The organism is Aliiroseovarius marinus (genome assembly GCF_050881025.1).
Taxonomy (GTDB): Bacteria; Pseudomonadota; Alphaproteobacteria; order Rhodobacterales; family Rhodobacteraceae; genus Aliiroseovarius; species Aliiroseovarius marinus_A.
Genome location: NZ_JBNNXQ010000002.1, coordinates 699,742 through 715,147, shown reverse-complemented (window position 1 = coordinate 715,147; position 15,406 = coordinate 699,742). Strand labels below are relative to the sequence as shown.

General features: G+C 58.2%; 17 protein-coding genes. 5 read left to right on the top strand and 12 right to left on the bottom strand.

The genetic code is table 11. From position 1 onward, the window contains the following. Positions 1-63: 63 nt before the first annotated feature. The 4 genes from ACRY08_RS08960 (at position 64) to ACRY08_RS08945 (ending at position 4,755) form a co-directional block, all read left to right on the top strand. Entirely contained in the window at positions 64-1,080 is a 1,017-nt protein-coding gene (locus ACRY08_RS08960; RefSeq protein WP_432449565.1) for an amino acid ABC transporter substrate-binding protein, read from the top strand. 119 nt (positions 1,081-1,199) lie between these two features. Then, complete coding sequence (locus ACRY08_RS08955; protein ID WP_432449564.1) at positions 1,200-2,462, top strand: amino acid ABC transporter permease; 1,263 nt, start codon at positions 1,200-1,202, stop codon at positions 2,460-2,462. 1 nt (position 2,463) lies between these two features. Beyond that, positions 2,464-3,957 carry an amino acid ABC transporter permease gene (locus tag ACRY08_RS08950; protein ID WP_432449563.1) on the top strand — a complete coding sequence of 498 codons (1,494 nt, stop codon included), beginning with the start codon at positions 2,464-2,466 and terminating at the stop codon, positions 3,955-3,957. A 54-nt stretch (positions 3,958-4,011) separates the two neighbouring features. Further along, a complete protein-coding gene (locus ACRY08_RS08945; protein ID WP_432449625.1) occupies positions 4,012-4,755 on the top strand; it encodes an amino acid ABC transporter ATP-binding protein in 744 nt (247 codons plus the stop codon). 116 nt (positions 4,756-4,871) lie between these two features. Here the strand turns inward: ACRY08_RS08945 and ACRY08_RS08940 are convergent, their stop codons facing one another. From ACRY08_RS08940 to argB, 3 genes are read right to left on the bottom strand one after another with little or no spacing between them, the layout of a single operon-like run. After that, complete coding sequence (locus ACRY08_RS08940; RefSeq protein ID WP_432449562.1) at positions 4,872-5,375, bottom strand: SixA phosphatase family protein; 504 nt, start codon at positions 5,373-5,375, stop codon at positions 4,872-4,874. Next, entirely contained in the window at positions 5,372-5,989 is a 618-nt protein-coding gene (locus ACRY08_RS08935; protein ID WP_432449561.1) for a ferredoxin, read from the bottom strand. The genes ACRY08_RS08940 and ACRY08_RS08935 overlap by 4 nt, the downstream gene beginning before the upstream one ends. A 10-nt stretch (positions 5,990-5,999) precedes the next feature. Further along, entirely contained in the window at positions 6,000-6,860 is an 861-nt protein-coding gene (gene argB, locus ACRY08_RS08930) for an acetylglutamate kinase (protein WP_432449560.1), read from the bottom strand. A gap of 135 nt (positions 6,861-6,995) precedes the next feature. Between argB and ACRY08_RS08925 the strand changes: the two genes are divergently transcribed. Continuing rightward, positions 6,996-7,730, top strand: a complete 735-nt coding sequence (locus ACRY08_RS08925) for an SDR family NAD(P)-dependent oxidoreductase (RefSeq protein ID WP_432449559.1) — start codon at positions 6,996-6,998, stop codon at positions 7,728-7,730. Positions 7,731-7,749: 19 nt separating this feature from the next. On the opposite strand, the gene yihA is transcribed toward ACRY08_RS08925, so the two are convergent. The 9 genes from yihA to rpmH all read right to left on the bottom strand — a co-directional run bounded on the left by yihA (position 7,750) and on the right by rpmH (position 15,397). Then, positions 7,750-8,403 (bottom strand): ribosome biogenesis GTP-binding protein YihA/YsxC, encoded by a 654-nt coding sequence (yihA, locus tag ACRY08_RS08920; protein ID WP_432449558.1) that lies wholly within the window; start codon positions 8,401-8,403, stop codon positions 7,750-7,752. Then, a complete protein-coding gene (locus tag ACRY08_RS08915) occupies positions 8,400-9,155 on the bottom strand; it encodes an MOSC domain-containing protein (RefSeq protein ID WP_432449557.1) in 756 nt (251 codons plus the stop codon). Before ACRY08_RS08915 ends, yihA begins: the two co-directional genes overlap by 4 nt. Further along, positions 9,152-10,957: a membrane protein insertase YidC gene (gene yidC, locus ACRY08_RS08910; RefSeq protein WP_432449624.1), complete on the bottom strand. Its 1,806-nt coding sequence runs from the start codon at positions 10,955-10,957 to the stop codon at positions 9,152-9,154. The genes ACRY08_RS08915 and yidC overlap by 4 nt, the downstream gene beginning before the upstream one ends. 116 nt (positions 10,958-11,073) lie before the next feature. Beyond that, positions 11,074-12,603 (bottom strand): putative bifunctional diguanylate cyclase/phosphodiesterase, encoded by a 1,530-nt coding sequence (locus ACRY08_RS08905; protein ID WP_432449556.1) that lies wholly within the window; start codon positions 12,601-12,603, stop codon positions 11,074-11,076. Between the two features lie 92 nt (positions 12,604-12,695). Further along, positions 12,696-13,544, bottom strand: coding sequence for a tRNA 2-thiocytidine(32) synthetase TtcA (gene ttcA, locus ACRY08_RS08900; RefSeq protein ID WP_432449555.1), 849 nt, complete (start codon positions 13,542-13,544; stop codon positions 12,696-12,698). A 65-nt stretch (positions 13,545-13,609) separates the two neighbouring features. Then, positions 13,610-13,843 carry a hypothetical protein gene (locus ACRY08_RS08895; protein ID WP_432449554.1) on the bottom strand — a complete coding sequence of 78 codons (234 nt, stop codon included), beginning with the start codon at positions 13,841-13,843 and terminating at the stop codon, positions 13,610-13,612. A 704-nt stretch (positions 13,844-14,547) separates the two neighbouring features. Continuing rightward, positions 14,548-14,796 carry a membrane protein insertion efficiency factor YidD gene (yidD, locus tag ACRY08_RS08890; protein ID WP_432449553.1) on the bottom strand — a complete coding sequence of 83 codons (249 nt, stop codon included), beginning with the start codon at positions 14,794-14,796 and terminating at the stop codon, positions 14,548-14,550. Further along, positions 14,793-15,245, bottom strand: coding sequence for a ribonuclease P protein component (gene rnpA, locus ACRY08_RS08885; protein ID WP_432449552.1), 453 nt, complete (start codon positions 15,243-15,245; stop codon positions 14,793-14,795). Before rnpA ends, yidD begins: the two co-directional genes overlap by 4 nt. Before the next feature lie 17 nt (positions 15,246-15,262). Further along, entirely contained in the window at positions 15,263-15,397 is a 135-nt protein-coding gene (gene rpmH, locus ACRY08_RS08880) for a 50S ribosomal protein L34 (protein ID WP_048599009.1), read from the bottom strand. Positions 15,398-15,406 lie beyond the last annotated feature (9 nt).

Below are 15,406 nucleotides of genomic sequence, written 5' to 3'. Positions count from 1 at the left end.
AGCAGCCCAAAAGGGTTGATAGAATTCGCCCGAATACCGGGCAAAAATCAGGAAGAGGTAAACATGAAAAAAACCGTTTTTCTCGGCGCACTGACTGTGGCTGGCTTGGCTGCCAGCGCTGCGGCAGCTGCAACCCTTGATGACGTCAAGGCACGCGGCAAGCTGAACTGCGGTGTGACCACCGGTCTTGTCGGCTTCGCCGCACCGGATGCAAACGGCACCTGGAATGGTTTTGACGTCGGCGTCTGCCGTGCAGTCGCAGCCGCTGTTCTTGGCGACGCCAATGCAGTTGAGTTTGTTCCGACCACCGGCAAGACGCGCTTCACCGCGCTGGCCTCGGGCGAGATCGACATGCTGGCGCGCAACACCACCTGGACGCTGTCGCGTGACGTTGACCTGAAGTTCGAATTCGTAGGCGTGAACTACTACGATGGTCAGGGCTTCATGGTGTCGAAAGACATGGGCGTAAGCTCGGCAAAAGATCTGGACGGCGCAACCGTCTGCATTCAGACCGGTACCACCACCGAACTGAACCTGGCCGATTTCTTCCGTGCCAACAACATGAGCTACGAGCCGGTTCCGATCGAAACCAACGCTGAAGCTCAGCAGCAGTACCTTGCTGGCGCCTGCGACGTGTACACCACCGACGCATCGGGTCTGGCCGCAACGCGTGCAACCTTCGAAGATCCGGCAGGCCACGTGCTGCTGCCCGAGATCATCTCGAAAGAGCCGCTGGGTCCGCTGGTTCGTCACGGCGACAACGAGTGGGGCGACATCGTGCGCTGGACTTTGAACGCGCTGATCTCGGCTGAAGAGCTGGGCATCACCTCGGCCAATATCGGCGAGCTGGCTGGTTCGACCGACAACCCGGAAGTGGCTCGTATCCTTGGTTCCGAAGGCAACCTGGGCGAGATGCTGGGTCTGGACGCTGAATGGGGCAAACGCGCCATCATGGCCGGCGGCAACTATGGCGAGCTGTTTGCCAAGAACATCGGTGAAGACACACCGATCGCTCTGGCCCGCGGCCTGAACGCTCAGTGGAAAGACGGCGGCCTGATCTACTCGCCTCCCTTCCGCTAAACACATCACGGAAAGGGCGTGGATAATCCACGCCCTTTTCCTTTTCATCTGAACGCACTCTGGCGCCACGGCCTTGAGCCGACAAAAACAAAATGCCAGAGGCAACGGGGATGTCTCATATGACAACTATGACCGACCCTCATCAGGGCCAGTTCCGGCTATCCATGCTTCTGTATGATAGCCGCTACCGCTCGATGACCATTCAGATTGTCGCGCTGATCGGCTTTCTGATGCTTGTATTCTGGCTTTTCGCGAACACCGCGCAAAACCTTGCGGACCTTGGCAAAGAGCCAAGCTTCCGCTTCATGTCCGAGCCTGCGGGCTATGACATCAACCAACGCCTGTTGGACTATAATTCGCAAGACACCCATTTGCGCGCATCGCTTATGGGGCTCTTGAACACCTTGCTTGTGGCCGTCATGGGCTGCGTCGCGGCCACCATCATCGGTGTGTTTGTTGGCGTTTTGCGCTTGTCGCCCAACTGGATCATCTCGCGCCTTTCGGCTGTATATGTCGAGATGTTCCGCAACGTGCCGGTCCTGCTTTGGATCGTGTTCACAATGGCGATCCTGATCGAAACACTGCCCCGGCCACGCGCGTTCAAAACGGGCGAGGCCTCCATGTCGCTTTGGGACAGCGTGGCTATCACCAATCGGGGCATCTATATTCCCGAGCCGCTGTTTTCGAACTCGCTGGGCAACTTCCACTTTTTCGGTGCATCAAGCCTTCGGTTTGACGTGAGCCTTGACCTTCTGGCCATCGGCGCTGTGTTCCTTGCGGGACTGTTGACCTCGATGCTGATCAAGCGTCGGGCCGATGCGATCCAGGAAGCCACGGGCGATCGTCCGCGGACCTGGCACTGGCGTTTGGGCGTGATCTTCGTGCCGACGCTGGTGGTGCTGGCGGTGCTGGGCTTCCATCTTGGCTACCCGGAGCTGAAAGGCTTCAACTTCAAGGGTGGCACCCATATGCGCAACTCTCTGATCGCGCTATGGCTGGCCCTGTCGCTCTATACCGGTGCCTTCATCGCCGAGATTGTGCGCGCGGGCATCATGGCCATCTCGAAGGGTCAGACAGAGGCCGCCGGTGCCTTGGGGCTTCGCCCGAACCGCACCATGAGCCTTGTTATCCTGCCGCAAGCGCTGCGGGTGATCATTCCGCCGCTTATTTCCAACTACCTGAACCTCACCAAGAACAGCTCTTTGGCAATTGCCGTGGGCTATATGGACATCACGGGGACCTTGGGGGGCATCACCATGAACCAGACCGGGCGCGAGCTTGAAACCGTTCTGTTGTTGATGGCCGTCTACCTGACCATCTCGCTGTCCATCTCAGCGGTGATGAACTGGTACAACGAATCCGTGAAGCTGAAGGAGCGCTGATATGCCTGATATGTCTTTTGTTCGCTCTGAGATGCTGCCTGAACGCGCCCCGCCCGCATCGTCGGTTGGGTTCGTCGGTTGGGCGCGCCAGAACCTTTTCAACGGGGTTCTGAACTCCATCCTCACGGTGGTGTCACTGGTGTTGATCTACATGATCCTGGCAGCCATTCTGCCGTGGATCTTCGCGCCGACCTGGAATGGCACGTCGCAAAACCACTGTCGTGAGATCGTAGGTGAAGGGCATCACGCCGCCTGTTGGGGCGTGATCAATGATCGCTGGCAACAGCTGCTCTTTGGCTTCTATCCCAATGGCTCCGAGGAAGGCACTTCGGATCTGCGCTGGCGTCCGATCCTGGCGTTCCTGCTGCTCTTTGTGGCGGTAACCCCGGTCTTGTTCAACATGATCTCGCGCCGGATGAACTGGGTGCTTCTGTCCGTGTCGCTGGCCTATGGCGCATGGTCGCTGGGCGGGTCCTTGGGCATGGTTGCTGCACTGGTGTTTCTGGCCATCGCAGCTGCCATTGGGTTCAAGGCGCTGACCTCAGATAAAGAGGCCCGTGCGGCCGAGATCGAAGCCGGGGCCAAACGTCTGCCCAATCCGCTTATCTTCTCGGCGATCTTCCCCTTCATTGCACCTTGGCTTCTGTGGGGTGGTTCGATCTGGTTCCCGGTTGGGGCGGCCCTTGGCTTTGTCTTCGGGTTCCTGTCCTACCGTCCCTTGGCGGCTGCCGTTGGCAGTTTGGCCAGCCTGATCCTGTCGGTCGTGATCGCCATTTGCTGGTGGTTGTTCCTGATGGGCCCGTTCGCGGGGGCAATGGATGCGATCCTGCCCATCGGTCTTGAGGCCGTTGAAAGCCGCAAGTTCGGGGGCTTCATGCTGTCGATCACCATCGGTGTTGTGGCCATTGGCTGTTCGCTGCCGATTGGCATCGTGCTTGCCCTTGGGCGTCAGTCTGACCTTCTGATCGTCAAAGCGTTGTGCGTGGGCTTTATCGAGTTCATTCGCGGGGTGCCGCTGATCACGCTTCTGTTCGTGGCCTCGACGCTTCTGAACATCTTCATGCCGCCGGGCACGAACTTTGACATCATCCTTCGGGTGCTGATCATGGTGACGCTCTTCGCCGCAGCCTATATGGCCGAGGTGATCCGCGGCGGTCTGGCAGCCCTTCCGCGTGGCCAGTATGAAGCCGCCGATGCGCTGGGTCTGGACTATTGGAAAGCCCAACGGCTGATCATCATGCCGCAAGCCCTGAAGATCTCGATCCCGGGGATCGTGTCGACCTTCATTGGCGTGTTCAAGGACACGGTGCTGGTGTCGATCATCGGTCTGCTTGACCCTCTTGGCCTGTCGAACGCGATTCGTGCTGACCAGGCGTGGAACGGTTTGGTCTGGGAAATCTACGGATTTATCGGCCTTCTGTTCTTTGTCTTCTGCTTCGCGATGTCGCGCTACTCGATGTATCTCGAGCGCCGCCTTCGTACAGACCACCGTTAAAGGAGAGACTTTATGTCTTCGATTACTCTCGACACCCATGCTGATCGCAGCAAGATGGCCGTCTCTGACGAGGTGGCAATTGAAATCCGCAACATGAACAAGTGGTATGGCTCGTTCCACGTGCTGCGCGACATTGATCTGACCGTCTACGAAGGCGAACGGATCGTTATCGCGGGGCCGTCAGGTTCGGGTAAATCCACCCTGATCCGTTGCATCAACCGTCTGGAAGAGCACCAGGAAGGCCAGATCATCGTGGACGGGACCGAGCTGACCTCGGACCTGAAAAACGTTGATAAAGTGCGTTCGGAAGTGGGGATGGTGTTTCAGCACTTCAACCTCTTCCCGCATCTGACCATTCTGGAAAACTGCACGCTGGCACCCATCTGGGTGCGCAAAGAGCCCCGCAAAGAGGCCGAAGCGCGTGCGATGCATTTCCTTGAAAAGGTGAAGATCCCCGAACAGGCCCACAAATATCCGGGCATGTTGTCGGGTGGTCAGCAGCAGCGTGTGGCCATCGCGCGCTCGCTGTGCATGATGCCGCGCATTATGCTCTTTGACGAACCCACCTCGGCACTTGACCCTGAGATGATCAAGGAAGTGCTGGAAACCATGGTGGAACTGGCCGAAGAGGGCATGACCATGCTCTGCGTGACCCACGAGATGGGCTTCGCCAAAGAGGTCGCCAACCGCGTGATCTTCATGGATGCCGGCCAGATTGTGGAACAGAACGAACCGGAAGAGTTCTTCAACAACCCGCAATCGGAACGCACCAAACTGTTCCTCAGCCAGATCCTCTGATCCTGGTCACTGAATGTACGAAAAGCCCCGCCATCCGGTGGGGCTTTTCATTTTGGCAATCTCGTATCTTTCCCTTCGGCACGGCACCGGGTCCTGATCAGGGTGCGGGAAGGGGCTTAAATCAATTCACGCGGCACAACGAAATCCGTCACGGTTCCGCTGCCCCAACAGACCTCTGACCAACGATCTGCTGGGAAAGTGATCACCGATGTCGCGGCCGTCGGGTAGTGGTGGAATTTCGGGTGCGGGTGCGGTTCTTGCGCCAACCGGCGCGCCATATAGGCAGACCCCGGATTATGCGCCACCATCATGACGCGCGGCTCTGTGGCGGCTTTCAGTTGCGCCAGCATGGTCTCGGGGTCTGACAGGTAAAGCGCGGCTTTCATCTGTGCGGTGGGGGCGCCGATCAGCTTGTCGGCAACCAGCGCCCATGTTTCGCGTGTGCGGGTGGCATCGGAGCACAGAACCTCTTGCGGCGTTATGCCGTGATCTGCGATCCAGCGACCAATGGCTTTGGCCGAGGCCCGCCCCCTTTTGTTCAAAGGACGCGCATGGTCTTCAAGGTTGGCATCTCCCCAGCTGGATTTGGCGTGCCGGGTCAGGATCAGGGTCAGGGTCATGTCGGATTAAAAGCTTTCATATGAAATGCGGATTGCGCGGGCAATCTACCATAGGTTTCGCTGATGGGACATACTCGCCGCACAGCACAGCCTTGCGCCATGCAGTCCGCGCGATCCTCGCCGTTCAGGTGGGATTTGCAAGCTGGCACATCATAGCCGCTCGGCCCAAGCGCCGAGACCGGACAGGCGGTCAGGCAAGGCGCAGCGCATGTCAGGCAGGGCTGTTGACCGGCTTCCGGCAAGTCCAACAACGCAGGAATGTGGATCGCCCCACGATAGCTGATCCAAAGGCCCGCCGTATCATGCACCAGCATTCCAACGGGGCTGTCCCACGCCTGTCCAGACGCCCGCGCCCAAGCCTGAAACGGCGGATAGGGTGGCCCATCTGACGGAAAAGCTGGAACGCCGCCCCAAAGCTGTGCAAGCGTGCGGATCGCTCTTTTCGACCAGCGATCCAATGGGTCGGGCTGCCCGTCACGAGCTTCATTGCTGTTGTGAAAGGCTGGCCAGAACCCAGGCTCATCAGGGCCAAGCAGCACCAAAGTGCCCCCGTTTTCGTGCAGCATGCCCACCACCGAAAGGTGGAAATCTTCAGCTGCGGGTGAAAGGGGCATGGCACAAACCTCAGGCGCGGATCAACGACCCCGCGCCGTGATCCGTATAAAGCTCAAGCAGACAGGCATTCGGGGCCCGGCCATCCAGAATGACCACAGCGCGCACACCGCCTTCGATGGCGTTGAGGGCTGTTTCCGTCTTTGGGATCATGCCCCCCGCGATCACGCCCGAGGCGGTCATCTCGCGGATTTGGGATGGCGTCAGCTCGGTCAAAACCTCGCCATCGGCCCCTTTAACCCCTTCGACATCAGTGAGCAGAAGCAGGCGATCGGCCTTCAGCGCGGCGGCAATCGCGCCCGCCATCGTGTCGCCATTGATGTTGAATGTCTCGCCATTCCGCCCGGCGCCCAAAGGCGCAATCACGGGAATGGTCTCGGCTGCGGCAAGGTCATTCAAGATGGTGGCATTCACCTCGGAGGGCGTGCCAACAAAGCCCAGATCCGGGTTTGTCTGATCACAGGTCACCAACCCGGCATCCTTGCCAGACAGACCCACGGCTTTGCCCCCTTCGGCATTGATGGCCTGCACGATCCGCTTGTTCACGCGACCCGACAGCACCATTTCCACCACCTCTACCGTGGCGGCATCTGTCACGCGCTTTCCGTTCACAAACTCGCTTTCGATCTTGAGCTTGTCCAGCATCGCATTGATCATCGGACCGCCGCCATGCACCACCACCGGGTTCACGCCAACATGGCGCATCAACACAATGTCGCGGGCGAAGCTGGCCATGTCTTCGTCGCTGCCCATGGCGTTGCCGCCGAATTTTATGACAACGGTCGCGCCTGTATAGCGCTGCAGATAGGGCAAAGCCTGAGACAAAGTGCGGGCGGTGGCGATCCAATCGCGGTTCATGTTCTGGGTCTTCATATGCTGGTCCTCGTTCCCACGGTGTTACGCGGTTGCGATCGGCCTGCCAAGAGGCATTGCAGCGCCCGCCTCGCCTGTTAGGGTGCTTGAGCAAGCCAATGCCAGCAACTTTCCAACGACCACTGCGAGGATTTTATGAGCGACGACCGCAAAACCCTGCTTTTGACAGGTGCCAGCCGGGGCATTGGCCATGCCACCGTCCGCAAGTTTAACCGTGAAGGCTGGCGGGTGATCACCTGTTCACGCCAACCTTTCCCGGATGAATGCCCATGGGGCGGGGGGTCTGATAATCACGTGGTGCTCGATCTGTCCGATCCGGCCGATACGATCAATGCCGTGGGGGCCATCCAGGAAAAGCTGGACGGACGGTTGGATGCGCTTGTGAACAACGCGGGCATCTCGCCAAAAGGCGAAGGTGGGGCGCGGTTGAATACGCTGAACACCGATTTGATGGATTGGGGCAAAGTGTTCCATGTCAATTTCTTTGCGTCGGTGGTTCTGGCACGCGGCTTGCGCGAAGAACTGGCAGCGGCAAAGGGTGCGGTGGTCAACGTGACCTCTATTGCCGGTTCGCGCGTTCACCCCTTTGCAGGTGCAGCCTATGCAACATCAAAGGCCGCGCTGGCCGCTTTGACCCGCGAAATGGCCCATGACTTTGGTCCTTTGGGCGTGCGCGTGAATGCTATTGCGCCGGGCGAGGTCGAGACCGCCATCCTGTCCCCCGGGACTGAGAAAATCGTCGAGAAGCTGCCGTTGCAGCGTTTGGGCCAACCCGAAGAGGTTGCCTCGGCGATCTATTTCCTGTGTTCGGACGAAAGCTCGTATATTTCTGGTGCCGAGATCGAAGTGAATGGTGCACAGCACGTGTGACGCCGCGTTCAAAAATCGGTCAGTCGAGACCCGCGATGATCGCGCGCAGGGTCGCGATCCCATCGCCTTTTTCAGATGATGTCAGGATCATCTCGGGATAGGCTGCGGGGTGTTTGGACAGCGCTTTGCGCACCTGTGTCCAGACCTTCTCGCGGTCCTTTTCCTTCACCTTGTCAGCTTTGGTCATCACCACCTGAAAGGTCACAGCCGAACTGTCGAGCAGGGACATGATTTCCTCGTCGACTTTCTTCACACCATGTCGGCTATCAATCAGGACAAAGGCCCGACGCAGGTTTTGGCGGCCTGACAAATAGGCCTTCAAAAGTCGCTGCCATTTCTCAACCACAGCGACCGGCGCGTTGGCGTAGCCATATCCGGGAAGGTCGACAAGATAGGGGCCGTTTGTGGTTGTGAAGAAATTGATTTCTTGTGTGCGGCCGGGGGTGTTGGATGCGCGGGCCAGCTTCACGCGACCTGTCACCGCATTGATCAGGCTGGATTTCCCTACGTTTGAGCGCCCGGCAAAGCAGACCTCGATCCGGTCAGGTGCAGGCAGGCCATCCATCGCGACAACGCCTTTCAGAAATCCGGTTTCGGCGGCGAAAAGCTTGCGGCCACGTTCACGGGCAAGGTCGTCGGGCGTTTCGGCAAAGGGGAACGGCAATTGCGTCATGTGATCACCTCGACCGGTTCGTCGCGCACCACCACGCCCGGTTTTGTGACGACGGCATAGACGCCGCAATCCTGGTGGCCCCAGTTTGATTTCAGTGCGCCCAATGTATCCGCGTCACGTTCGCCGGTGGCGGGGTTCGCCGTGGTTGCAAGGCAGCGGGTGATATGCTCGCGGACTTCAAACTCGGCCTCTCCGATGCGGAGCCGCTTGCCGATCCAGTTGCGTTCTTCCCAGGGTGCAAACCCTTCGATCAGAAAATTGCCGCGCCAGCGTGTGGGATCAAGTTCTCGATCCATCGCCTTCTCGACCGCGCGGTGTGAGGCCATATTGATGAAAGACACGCTCTCAAAATCCGTATCCGTCATGCCGCGCCCCACCGTCACCAGCCGGGCTGGCTGAGCACGATTTTCCGGCGACAGGGCCGTTACCCAGTTCAGGAACCTTTCATGGTCGTCAGCTCGGTCCGGGTTGATGGTCAGGCCGGGCTGGGCCGGGTGCGTCAGGGTAACCGTGTTGGACCCTTCGTCCATGGCTGCCGAAATTGCCATCAATTTTGGAGCTTTGGCCCCACGCGAAAAGTTCGTGCAAGGCACCCATTGCGCACCATCGCCCAGTTTGGCCGCGTCATGTGCAACCGCCCATTTGCGATCAAAGGGCAGGCACTGCCCTGCAGCAACCTGAACGCGCAGAAGCTCTTCGCGCCCATGCGACTTGATCGGGTGTCGCCAGATGCTGGCAACAGTCCCGGTCATTTTGCGTCTTTCGGGCTTCGCTTGAAGCTTTTCAGGACGTTGCCCAGCACATCAGGTTTGTGGCCGTGACTGCGCATGATCGTGTATTGCTGGATGAATGTGATGGTGTTGTTCGCGATCCAGTAAACCACAAGACCTGATGCAAAACCGCCCAGCATGAACATGAAGACCCAGGGCATCCAGGCAAAAATCATCGCTTGCGTTGCATCTGTGGGTGCCGGGTTCAGTTTCTGCTGCAGCCACATCGAGATGCCAAGCAGGATCGGCAAGACGCCAAGAGAGATAATCGCCAGGAAGCTTTCCGGAGAAGGAGCTGCATAGGGCAGCAACCCAAACAGGTTCAGGATAGAGCTCGGATCCGGCGCCGAAAGGTCATTGATCCAGCCGATCCAAGGAGCGTGGCGCAGTTCCAGCGTGACAAAGATCACCTTGTAGAGCGAGAAGAAGATCGGGATTTGCAGCAGGATGGGCAGGCAGCCGGATGCCGGGTTCACCTTTTCTTTTTTGTAAAGCGCCATCATCTCTTGCTGGACCTTCGCCCTGTCGTCGCCTGCGCGTTCCTTGATTTTCTCCATCTCGGGCTGAAGCTCTTTCATCTTTGCCATCGAGACGTAGGATTTATAGGCGAGCGGGAACAGGATGGCTTTGATGACGATGGTCAGGCCGATAATGGCCCAGCCCATATTGCCGATCAGCGCATTCAGCCAGTGCAGAACGGCAAAGATCGGTTTTGTCAGGAAGAAGAACCAACCCCAATCAATGGAATCGATGAAGTTCTGAATGCCGTCATCGCTTTGATAGGCGCGGATGGTTTCCCATTCTTTGGCGCCTGCGAAAAGATGTGTTTTTACGCTGGCGCTTTCACCCGGAGCAATATCGGTTGCGCGCATGCGGATCTGGGTTTGGTAGATGTCCGCCTTTTCGGCATAGCGAACGACGGATGTGAAAGGTTGCCCGGGGTCAGGAACCAATGTGGTCATCCAGTAGTGATCGGTGAATCCCACCCAACCGTTTTCTTCCACTTGGGCAACATCTGCACGGGCCCCTTCGCGGTCGTCATAGTCCAGATCGGCAACATCCGAGTAATCGCTTTCTTCCAGCTCACCATCAATCTGGCGAATGACACCTTCATGCAGGATGAAGAACCCTTTTTGATCGGAGGGCTCCCCGTGACGGGCAAGAACTCCATAGGGGGCCATTCGGTGCGTTTTTTCTGAATTGTTTTCAACGGATTGTTCGATTGAGAACATGAAGTTCTCATCCACTGAAATCTCTCTGCGGAAGGTCAGGCCCTTGGCATTGTCCCAACGCAATACAATGCTTTGATCGGGAGACAGGGTTGTCCCGCTCTCGACGCTCCAAAGGGTTTTGGGGCCGGGAACATCTTCCAGAGCGGTCTGTCCGCCGGGTGTCCAGCCGTACAGCGCATAGTAGGACTCACGTTCGCCTACGGGGCGCAGGAGCGTGACGATATCGCTCTCAGGCGACAGGTCTTCGCGATAGGATTTGAGCTTCAAATCATCAATACGGCCACCCAGAAGCGAGATCGAACCTTGCAGCTCGGGTGTGTCGATTTGCACGCGGGGAATGTCCGCTTGCGCGGCGCTGACATCTACCGTGGTTTGTGCGGTCGTTTCGGCAGCGGTGCTTGGTGCCGTATCGCTCTGCGTTTGCGCGGCAGGTTGCGCATCAGAAATTGCGGCCGGATCAGGTTGAGCCGGGGGGAACATGATCATCCATCCGGTAATGACCAAAAAGCTCAACACCGTTGCAAGGATCAGGTTCTTATTCTGGTCGTCCATCACGCGCACCACACTTGTTTCTAGGGTCAAAGTGGTTCAACAGGGCGCGTGGGCAAAGGTCAAGCAGTTTTCAGGTAATTCCGCTGCCTATGCGCATAGTTTCATGATGCATTGGCTTATGCTTGCCGGGGAAAGGCAGGCAGAAACTGGCTTTGAGCGCTGTATTTTTCGATCCAGGCGCTTGTCTGGTCCAGCGGCATAGGTTTTGCGATTGAGAACCCTTGCACATGGCCGCAGCCAAGCTGTGCCAGCATGGCGTGTTCGCCATGGGTTTCCACGCCTTCCGCGACGGTTTCGACCTTGAGTTGCTCGGCCATGGTCAAAATAGCTGCAACCATGTTCTGTTGATTGCGGTCCGTATCCACATGGGTCACGAAAGAGCGGTCAATTTTGATGCGGTTCACATCGAACCGTTGTATCGCGGAAATCGAGGCGTGCCCGGTGCCGAAATCATCCAGATCGATTTGGCACCCGAGTTTGGACAGGGCCGCGATATTGCGGGTGGTGATGTCATGTTCGGTGTCTGCGACGACATTTTCTAGAATCTCGACGGTCAGCCGTTCAGGGGAAACATTGAAACGATCCAGTTCCCAGCGGATTTTCTCCACCAGTTTTGGATTGTTCAGATCGTCCGCCGAGAAATTCACTGAAATGCCAGGAACGACAAAGCCTGCGCGGTCCCATTCGACAAGTGCACTGAGCGAACCATAAAGCATGATTTCGGTCAGGCGTTCGGACAGGTTTGCCTTTGTGATCAAAGGCAAAAAAGCCCCCGGTGCGATCAACCCACGTTCCGGGTGTTGCCACCGGACCAGGGCTTCGATTCCGGATACGCGGCCGGTATCCGTATCAATCTGAGGCTGGAACCAGGGCACCAATTGCCCTTCGTCCATAGCGCGAATCAACTCCTGAACCGATTGACCTTCGGCGATCTTGCGTACTGACATGCCGCTGGTAAATGCGCGCACCGCGTTCGGGCCGGAAGCCTGGGCGGCTTCAAGAGCGGTTTCCGCGGCGGTCAGCAATGCCTCTCCTGTTGCTTCCGGTGCACGGGATGGCAGGCAAAAACCGATGCTGCAGCTTGGCAATATGCGCATGGAATCAATGGAAAGGGGTTCGCTACATGCGTCTTGCAGGCGGGCGGTCAGTTGCAGTGTCGCTTCAAGATCAGCTCGCCTTGTTTTGTCGAGTGAAATAGCGAAGCGAGCGTTGCCCAGATGGCAGACCAGATCGCTTTGGCGAAGGCAGCCACGCAAACGGTCAGCAGTGGCGGCGAGAATTTCATCGCGGGCATTGTGCCCTAGTTCGCTGACCAGCGTCTGAAAATCATCCAGTTCAAGGGCGATGCAGGTTTTTTCGGGAGCGTTTGGGTCCACGAATCCCATGTCGAGGCTGTGAAGCAGCCGGTTGCGATGGGGCAGACCTGTGGTGCTGTCGAGGACACTAGACTTTCCGGACCTGCGCGTCAGGTTGGCCCCCAATGTCTGCAGCCCCGGAAAGAGAATCGCAATGGCAAGCAAAGCCACTTCACCGGCGGCCCAATAGGCGATCACCATTATGGCTGGCAGAAAGGCCGCCAACATGGGTGAGGTCAGCACGGAGTGCATTTGTGTCTGCAGTGAAATTTTGTCCCGGGCGGCAGCCATCACAGGTTCCTTTTTGAGCTTTGTCACGGGACAAATTAGGAACATGTGGTCAATCACACGTTAACGCGTATGGAAAAAATGCCCGAAATTCCTCAAGAATTTTTCGGATCACCCGAGATTTGGCGCTCCAGCCCCGCAAAATCGAACAGTTGCGGGTCCAGAAGGTGGCTGGGGCGCGTGTTCATCAGGGCTTTGAACATGATCTGGCGGCGGCCGGGGAAGTTCGCTTCCCATCCGTCGATGATTTTCTTGACCTGCTGGCGTTGCAGCCCGTCTTGCGATCCGCACAAATCGCAGGGGATGATCGGATAATTCATCTGGGTCGCGAATTTCTCGCAATCGGCTTCGGCCACATGCGCGAGCGGGCGATATACGAACAGATCGCCTTCTTCGTTGACCAGTTTTGGCGGCATCGTGGCCAAACGCCCGCCGTGAAAGAGGTTCATGAAGAAGGTTTCCAGAATGTCGTCGCGATGGTGCCCCAGCACCACCGCCGAGCAGCCTTCCTCACGCGCGATGCGATAGAGGTTCCCCCGACGCAGGCGTGAGCAGAGCGAGCAAAAGGTGCGGCCTTGCGGGATTTTGTCCATGACGATCGAGTAGGTGTCTTCGTATTCGATCCGGTTGGGGACCTGCATCTTTTCAAGGAACTCGGGAAGGACGGTTGCCGGAAAACCGGGCTGGCCCTGATCGAGGTTGCAGGCAAGAATTTCAACCGGCAACACGCCACGCCACTTCAACTCGTAAAGAGCGGCCAGCATTGTGTAGCTGTCCTTGCCGCCCGACAGGCAGACAAGCCATTTGGCGCCGCGTTCGACCATACCGTATTGATCCAAAGCCTCGCGCACATTGCGCATGATGCGCTTGCGCAGCTTCTTGAACTCGGTGGTCGAGGGCGCGCCGTGAAACAGCGGGTGGATATCGTCGAGGTCGTCCAGCATGGGCGCGGCATAGGGGATTATGCGGCAACGGGCAAGAGTGCGAGGGCGCGAACGCCCCCGCGATGTCATTCCCAGACGTGTTGTCGCTGTGACGGCAAGGTTGCGTCATGCGACGTCAGGCCGATGTCTTTGCGGATGGAATCCGGCAAATCCTCGACGCGGTCCTGTCCAATAGGTTTGGCAAAAAGGCTTGCGCGGATTACGCGCCAGCGACCATGCCGCGCGATCAGTCCGCGCAATGTGGCTTCCATGCGCGTGGCGTGATCGCGGCGTGGTGAAAGGGTCAATGCATGTGTCATTTCAGTGTCTCCTGTCGCGGGTTCAACGTGTTTGTCGGGCCTCAACTGGGCTTTAGGTCAAGCGGTTATTTGTCCCGCCCCAGTCGTTCGGGCCCGTCGTTCGGGCCGAGTGTCCGGGGCGGGGTGCGATCACAGCCGCGGTTCGCGGAAACCTGGCGGAGGGTGGCTGGGTGGCAGCCCCACGTCACGACGCAGGTGATCAGACATATGCTCACCCCGTGGACGCCGAATGCGCCGCGCAACAAGCCGCATGGCAAGTGCGCGCAACACAGGCATTGCGCCGTGGTCGTTGATCAGAGCGTCCAGCAGGTCATTCAGCCGAACGGGTTCAGAATGTAAATTAGAGTCCATCATGGATTGGATACCGGCAGCACGCCGGCCCTCTTGAGATTGGGTTTGGTTGCAAGAAAGCCGACGTTGTTCCGACAAGCGGGCGCATTGCGACCGGTTCGGATGTCAGGTGTCAGCTTTGGGAAGGCCCATAGGTGGGCCAAGTGGGGCGGTTAAGCGCGTGACGTGATGGTCACGAGGCGTGGGTGCCCCAACAGGCCGCAACACAGATTTGGCGGAGAGCGCTGATATTCGTCATGTAACGCCTCCTTCTGCTTGAGCGTTGCGGATGCCGCCCTTTTAGCGCAAACGGCGCAAATCTCAATGCTCGCTCAGAGGTTGCGTCAGCCTGTGGCCGCTTGGGCACGATTGTATCAATCGTGGGTGTTACAATCGTGATCTTTGCCCGGCACCGGATCATAGCCACACGACCCCCACGGGTTGCACCGTGCAATACGCTTTGCGGCCATCCAGCCGCCCTTGAACGCGCCGTGTTCTTGCAAGGCTTCCAGCGCATATGCACTGCAGGTGGGTTGATAGCGGCAGTTCCAGCCCACCCAAGGGCTGAAGATCAGTCGGTAGGCCCGGATGGGCAGAGACAGAAGGAAAGCGGCTGGCGTCATTGTGTTTTGCGCGGGGTATGGATTTGTTTCAGGGCACGGATAAGGTCCGCCTTCAGATCCATATAGTCCCGGCTGGCCGTTTTTTCAGCGCGACCGATAAGCACATAGTCCCATCCGGCCTTGCCCAGCCCCGGCAAAACCTCGCGCGCAATGGCCCGAAGGCGACGTTTGGCCCGGTTGCGGGCAACAGCATTGCCAACCTTTTTAGAACAGGTGAACCCGATGCGGGTCTGGGTGCATGGCGCGCCTTCGTCATCACGGCGCTTGCGGGCTTGCAGAAGGAAGGCAGGTGCTGGGGCACGTCGGGCGCGGGCGGCGGCAAGAAAGTCGCGCCGCTCTTTGATCACGGCTATCTTGCGGTCCGTGTCGGTGTTGCCTGCGCAAACGGAAACCGCCGCAGACCCATCGGTCTCGGCGGTTTTCGATGTGTCAGCTTTGGGCGCAGACATGACTGCGACCCGAGCGCTTATGCGCTCAGCGACTTCCGGCCACGTGCGCGGCGGGCGTTCAGGATCTTGCGACCGGCTTTGGTAGCCATGCGCGAGCGAAAGCCGTGGCGGCGTTTGCGAACCAGGTTCGAAGGTTGGTATGTGCGTTTCATCGCCCGTCT

Excerpts from the sequence above, each read along its gene's own strand:
- ACRY08_RS08960 (WP_432449565.1), top strand. The coding sequence starts at position 64 with ATGAAAAAAACCGTTTTTCTCGGCGCACTGACTGTGGCTGGCTTGGCT.
- ACRY08_RS08955 (WP_432449564.1), top strand. The coding sequence starts at position 1,200 with ATGACAACTATGACCGACCCTCATCAGGGCCAGTTCCGGCTATCCATG.
- ACRY08_RS08950 (WP_432449563.1), top strand. The coding sequence starts at position 2,464 with ATGCCTGATATGTCTTTTGTTCGCTCTGAGATGCTGCCTGAACGCGCC.
- ACRY08_RS08945 (WP_432449625.1), top strand. The coding sequence starts at position 4,012 with ATGGCCGTCTCTGACGAGGTGGCAATTGAAATCCGCAACATGAACAAG.
- ACRY08_RS08940 (WP_432449562.1), bottom strand. The coding sequence starts at position 5,375 with ATGACCCTGACCCTGATCCTGACCCGGCACGCCAAATCCAGCTGGGGA.
- ACRY08_RS08935 (WP_432449561.1), bottom strand. The coding sequence starts at position 5,989 with ATGCCCCTTTCACCCGCAGCTGAAGATTTCCACCTTTCGGTGGTGGGC.
- argB (WP_432449560.1), bottom strand. The coding sequence starts at position 6,860 with ATGAAGACCCAGAACATGAACCGCGATTGGATCGCCACCGCCCGCACT.
- ACRY08_RS08925 (WP_432449559.1), top strand. The coding sequence starts at position 6,996 with ATGAGCGACGACCGCAAAACCCTGCTTTTGACAGGTGCCAGCCGGGGC.
- yihA (WP_432449558.1), bottom strand. The coding sequence starts at position 8,403 with ATGACGCAATTGCCGTTCCCCTTTGCCGAAACGCCCGACGACCTTGCC.
- ACRY08_RS08915 (WP_432449557.1), bottom strand. The coding sequence starts at position 9,155 with ATGACCGGGACTGTTGCCAGCATCTGGCGACACCCGATCAAGTCGCAT.
- yidC (WP_432449624.1), bottom strand. The coding sequence starts at position 10,957 with ATGGACGACCAGAATAAGAACCTGATCCTTGCAACGGTGTTGAGCTTT.
- ACRY08_RS08905 (WP_432449556.1), bottom strand. The coding sequence starts at position 12,603 with ATGGCTGCCGCCCGGGACAAAATTTCACTGCAGACACAAATGCACTCC.
- ttcA (WP_432449555.1), bottom strand. The coding sequence starts at position 13,544 with ATGCTGGACGACCTCGACGATATCCACCCGCTGTTTCACGGCGCGCCC.
- ACRY08_RS08895 (WP_432449554.1), bottom strand. The coding sequence starts at position 13,843 with ATGACACATGCATTGACCCTTTCACCACGCCGCGATCACGCCACGCGC.
- yidD (WP_432449553.1), bottom strand. The coding sequence starts at position 14,796 with ATGACGCCAGCCGCTTTCCTTCTGTCTCTGCCCATCCGGGCCTACCGA.
- rnpA (WP_432449552.1), bottom strand. The coding sequence starts at position 15,245 with ATGTCTGCGCCCAAAGCTGACACATCGAAAACCGCCGAGACCGATGGG.
- rpmH (WP_048599009.1), bottom strand. The coding sequence starts at position 15,397 with ATGAAACGCACATACCAACCTTCGAACCTGGTTCGCAAACGCCGCCAC.